Below are 5,441 nucleotides of genomic sequence, written 5' to 3' on the forward strand. Positions count from 1 at the left end.
CCCCGGATCCGCGAGACCGTGGCGATGTTGTACGTCGCGCTCGGCCCCTCCAACCGGTGCAGGAACCACAACCGACGCTGACCGAACGACAACGGGTACATGACACAGCCTCTTCTGGTGAACGGACCACGTGGAGCGACTTGCTCAGCTTTCACACTGCTCGTCGATGAAGGCAGCCAGCCTGTCGAGGCCGGTCGCGATCTCGGCGGGCGTCAGATGGCTGTAGGAGAGCCTGATCTGACGCCGAGGGGAGCCACCCCCGTAGAAGTGATGCATGGGTGTCCACAGCACATCGTGATGGTGGGCGCATCGTTCGAGCAGGGCATCGTCGACCTCGAAGGGAACGGTGAGGACGAGGAAGAACCCCCCATGAGGGGCGTTCCAGGAAACACCTGCGCGCCGCATGCCGTCCTGGCCGCTCTCTTCGGGGAAGCGCGCGGCGAGGCCGTCCAAAAGGTGGCGCAGGTTGCGCCGGTAGACCTCGATCTCGCGAGCGTTGGCGACGTGCAGGCTGAGGCCGTTCTCCAGGAGCTTCCCGCCGATGACCGACTGCGCGATCGGTGATGTGTTGACGGTCAGCACGCTTTTGATTTTGCCGAGCTGGTCGGCGAGCAAGCCCGTGCCGCGGTCTTCCTGCGGGCCGGTCCTGACCGGCTGATCTGCTACGGCGAACCCGACGCGGGCGCCCGGCATACCCGTCTTGGCGAACGACCCCAGGTAGATGACGCGGTGCGACTGGTCGAGGGCCTTGAGGGTCGGCGGCTGCGGGCAGTCGCCGGCGCGGAACAACCCGTAGGGGTTGTCCTCCAGAAGCAGGAAGTCGTGCTCCTCCGAGAGGTCGAGGAGCCGCCGGCGGGTCCGCACGGACAGGCTGATCCCGGAGGGGTTCGCGAAATCGGGAATGAGGTAGCAGGCGCGGGGCCTCATGCCGGCGGCCCGGACGCGTTCGACCTGGCTCACCAGGTGATCTAGATTCACCCCGTCCGGGCCGGACTCCACGGGTACGATCGGCATGTCGACGAGCCCGGCGGCGCCCATCACACCGACGTAGCTCGGCAGGACGGTCAGAAGCACGTCACGCTCGCTCCCGCGTAGTGCGCGTAGAGCGAGGTACAGCGCTTCCTGGCAACCGACCGTCACGACGATCGCGTCAGGATCGACCTCGATACCCTCGTCGACGGAGAGATTCCCGGCGATCAACTCGTGGATGATCCCCTTGGTCCTGCCGTACTGCAGCATCGTGCGGCGCACGAGTGTTTCGTCCCCGTTGTGCCGGGTCGCCAGGTGGGCGCGGTACACCTCGATGTACCGGTGCACGGCGTCGATGTCGAGGAGACCCTCGTAAGGGCGGCCTGCCGCGAACGAGATGGCGTTGGGGAACCTGTGCGCCACCTCGTTGAGGAAGTTCATCGACTCGGTGGTCGGCGAGCGCAGCGAGTCGTGCAGGTCCGCGAGATCCAGGGGGTTTCCGGAAATGGCGGACCGGCTCATGCGCCGTCCGATTCCATCGCGTCCACCAGACTCTTCGGCCGCATGTCCGTCCAGTTCTGTCGGATGTACTCCAGACATTCCTCGCGCCCCTTGTCCGACAGGCTCACAAGCCAGCCTGCCGGCACATCGATGAATGTCGGCCACAGGGAATGCTGGCCTTCGTCGTTCACCAGGACGTGGAATTGTCCGTTTTCGTCGTCGAAGGGGTTCGGCACGATGAAATCCTCAATTCTGGATACGCGTGACACAACACCGCGGGATGCCATTCGGATCTCGTAAAATCCTATGAGCGCGATTCCTGTGCTGGCAAGAAGGAATCAGTCGCGTGAGGTGACATCAACGTGCCAGGGAAGTCCTGGTCAGATCGATTCTGGCAGGAAGATGCCATCGTCCCGCTCGTCAGAAAAGGCGCTGGCCTACAGCGGCCGCAATCGCCGCATATCCTCCGGTGTTGGTTATGGGTGAGGTTTGCAATCTCCTTGACTTCGACTAGGATCCACCGTGCGACGCTCGGCGAAGTAATTCCGTTGCGATGACTGTTCTTTCCGATGTGCTCGATTCCTGCACATCGAGATCCAAGCAGTGTGCCCGTTATCCAGGGGGATTTCCCCGTCCCGCTTTTGCGGTGTGGAGACTTCATTTCGGGCACCCTTGAAATCTTCTCGGTAAACGCTCGGGTATGACGAGGTGAGTATGTTGGTGAACACGCGCGAGCACGACCCGATTTTCAACGTCTGGAACGACACGTCACGGGAGGTCCACCTCGACGTCGTTCCCGTGCTCGTAGAGGCTCGTGCCGCACGGACTCCGACCGCTGTGGCGGTCGTGTGCGACGGCGCCCCCCTCGGGGAAGCCCGTACCCTCACTTACGCCGAACTCAACGCAAGAGCCAACCGACTGGCTCACACGCTGATCGACCGCGGCGTCGGAGCCGGCCACATCGTCGCTCTCGCTCTGCCCCGTTCCGCCGACTTGATCGTGTCGCTCCTCGCTGTCATGAAGACCGGCGCGGCCTACCTGCCACTCGACCCGCAACATCCTGCCGCCCGCGTCTCGCACGTGGTGGCCGACGCCCGGCCGACCCTGCTCCTCACGACGACGGCGAGCGCATCGGCCGGATGGCTCGGCGACGGTCCGGAGCAGCTCCATCTCGACGCTCGCGGCACCCGCCGTGCCATCGACAGTCACCCCGACACCGACCCGACCGACAACCACCGCGCCACCCCGCTCACGCCGCAGCACCCGGCCTACGTCATCTACACCTCCGGCTCCACAGGCCGTCCCAAGGGTGTGGTGATCACCCACGCCTCCCTCACGAACTTCCTCGCCGGCATGAATGAGCTCGTCCCCCTGGGCCCGGCCGACCGGCTCTTCGCCGTGACCACCATCGCATTCGACATCGCCGCCATGGAGATGTACGCCCCGCTGGTGTCCGGCGCCGCGGTCGTCATCGCCTCCGAGGAAACCGTCCCGCAACCTGCCGCCGTGCTGGACCTTCTGACCCGCACTCGCGCCACCGTGCTGCAGGCCACACCGTCGCTGTGGCAACTCCTCGTTCAACACGACCCGGACGGGCTGCGTGGTCTGCGCATGCTGGTCGGAGGTGAGGCCCTGCCCAGCGCCCTGGCCGAGACGATGTGCGGACTTGGCTCCGAGGTCGTCAACCTCTACGGACCGACGGAGACGACGATCTGGTCCACTGCCGCGCCCCTGGCGCCGCGATCTGATGACACAGACACTCCCGCCCCGACCCCTCCGATCGGCCGGCCCATCATCAACACGCGTGTCCACGTCCTGGACGACGCGCTCCGCCCGGTCTCACAGGGAGTCGCGGGCGAGCTCTACATCGCTGGAGCGGGCCTCGCACGGGGATATCACCGCAAGCCCGCGCTCACCGCGCAGCGCTTCGTCGCAGATCCGCACGGACCGGCCGGGAGCCTCCTGTACCGGACCGGAGACATCTGCCGGTGGGGCCCCGACGGCACACTCGAATATCTCGGACGAGCGGACCACCAGGTCAAACTGCGTGGCTTCCGTATCGAACCCGCCGAGATCGAGACCGTACTCACCACTCACCCCGACGTCGCGCAGACAGCAGTCGTAGTCCGCGAGGACCGTCCCGACGATCGTCGGCTCGTCGCCTACGTCGTCGCCGGCACCCGCCACGACGAGCGGCAGCAAGACGATGACGGAACGGGAGAGCAGGTCGCTGAATGGCATCACCTGTACGACGCCCTCTACGCCACCACCCGCGCACCCGAGTTCGGTGAGGACTACGCGAGCTGGAACAGCAGCTATGACGACCGGCCTATCCCGACGGAGCAGACGCGTGCGATGCGGGACAGCACAGTGGGCCGGATCATGGCTCTCCGCCCCCGCCGTGTGCTCGAACTCGGCGTCGGCACCGGCCTGCTGCTCTCCCAGATCGCGCCTCGCTGCGAGGCGTACTGGGGCACCGACTTCTCCAGCTCCGTCATCGAAACCCTCCAAGGGCACGTCGAGCGCGACCCTGACCTCAGGGCCCGTGTCCGGCTGCAGACCCAAGCCGCCGACACTATGGACGGTCTGCCGGAGAACTACTTCGACACGATCGTCCTGAACTCGGTCGCCCAGTACTTCCCCCACGCCGGCTATCTGGAGACCGTGCTCGACAGAGCTTTGCGCCTCCTCGTGGAGGGCGGCACCGTGTTCATCGGAGACGTCCGCAACCCGCGTCTACTGCGTGCCCTCGCCACCGGAGTCCAGTTCGCCCGCGCCGACAACACCGACGACGTCACCGCGCTGCGCCGAGCCGTCGAGCACAGCCTGGTCACGGAGAAGGAACTCCTTGTCGATCCGGACTACTTCGCAGCCCTGCGCTGCCGCCGCAGCGACATCGAGGGTGTCGACCTGCAGATCAAACGCGGCCGGCACAGCAATGAGATGACCCGCTACCGCTATGACGTCACGCTTTTCAAGAAGGGTGCCGCTACGCGCTCCCTCGGGCAGGCACCGAGTCACCCCTGGCCGGGTCACCTGGACGCGGTCAGCGAGCGGCTCACCGGCGAACGACCGGACCAGATCAGGTACACCGGGGTACCGAACGGCCGTGTCGCCCATGAGACCGGCCTCGCGCGCGCACTCCAGGACGGAAAGCTCCCGGGGGGCGGCATCAGCGAGGTGCATGGCGCCGATCAGGTCGATGCCGAAGACTTCCACGAGCTCGGCGGGGCATTGGGGTACCGAGTCTGCGTCTCGTGGTCCACGACCGTCCTGGACACCCTGGACGTCACCTTCGTGAAGCTTGGGCAGCAGGACCGCGTCGCCCTCGTTGACTCGTACGTGCCTTCGGCGGCCGTCGACTCGGAAACCACCCCGCTGTCCGTCTGGACCAACAGCCCCGCCGTCGCGCGTGAGACAGGAACTCTGATCGCGTCGCTGCGCGCCTACGCCGAAGACCGGCTGCCAGGTTACATGGTGCCGTCCGTGTTCATGCCTCTGGACCGGCTGCCACTCACCCCGAACGGAAAGCTCGATCGCCAGGCACTGCCCGCACCCGACTTCTCCGCCGGGGAGACGAGCCGAACGCCCGCGACCGCTCACGAGCGGATCGTGTGTGAGCTCTTTGCACAGGTCCTGGGTGTCGACCGGGTGGGCGCGGACGACGACTTCTTCGGCCGAGGAGGGCACTCCCTCCTCGCCACCCGTCTGCTCGCCCGGCTCCGGGCGACGACTGGCGTGGACTTGGGGATGAGGGCGCTCTTCGAGACGTCCACACCGGCTGGGCTCGCCAAGCGGATCGAGATCAGTCTGGCGCACGACGGCGGGACCGACGGGAGGGCCGAGCTGACGCGTCGGACACGGCCGGGTGTTTTGCCGTTGTCGTTCGGTCAGCGTCGGTTGTGGTTCCTGCACCGGTTGGAGGGGCCGAGCGCGACGTACAACATCGCCACGGTCTCGCGGATCCGGGG

Annotated in this window: 3 protein-coding genes; 1 reads left to right on the forward strand and 2 read right to left on the reverse strand. The window is 66.1% G+C overall.

Going from position 1 to position 5,441, the window contains the following annotated elements; all coding sequences use genetic code 11:
• Positions 1 to 144: 144 nt before the first annotated feature.
• Both ACZ7LV_RS38905 and ACZ7LV_RS38910 read right to left on the reverse strand, forming a co-directional pair.
• Positions 145 to 1,491, reverse strand: a complete 1,347-nt coding sequence (locus tag ACZ7LV_RS38905; protein ID WP_471946083.1) for an aminotransferase-like domain-containing protein — start codon at positions 1,489 to 1,491, stop codon at positions 145 to 147.
• Positions 1,488 to 1,706: an MbtH family protein gene (locus ACZ7LV_RS38910; protein ID WP_471946084.1), complete on the reverse strand. Its 219-nt coding sequence runs from the start codon at positions 1,704 to 1,706 to the stop codon at positions 1,488 to 1,490. Before ACZ7LV_RS38910 ends, ACZ7LV_RS38905 begins: the two co-directional genes overlap by 4 nt.
• Positions 1,707 to 2,190: 484 nt before the next feature.
• On the opposite strand from ACZ7LV_RS38910, the gene ACZ7LV_RS38915 reads away from it, so the two are divergent.
• The coding region (locus ACZ7LV_RS38915; RefSeq protein WP_471946085.1) for an amino acid adenylation domain-containing protein at positions 2,191 to 5,441 on the forward strand (3,251 nt) is incomplete at its 3' end.

It is taken from the genome of Streptomyces sp. NPDC107562, assembly GCF_055657325.1.

Bases quoted from the DNA above. Each gene is read 5' to 3' on its own strand.
- ACZ7LV_RS38905 (WP_471946083.1), bottom strand. From the start codon at position 1,491: ATGAGCCGGTCCGCCATTTCCGGAAACCCCCTGGATCTCGCGGACCTG.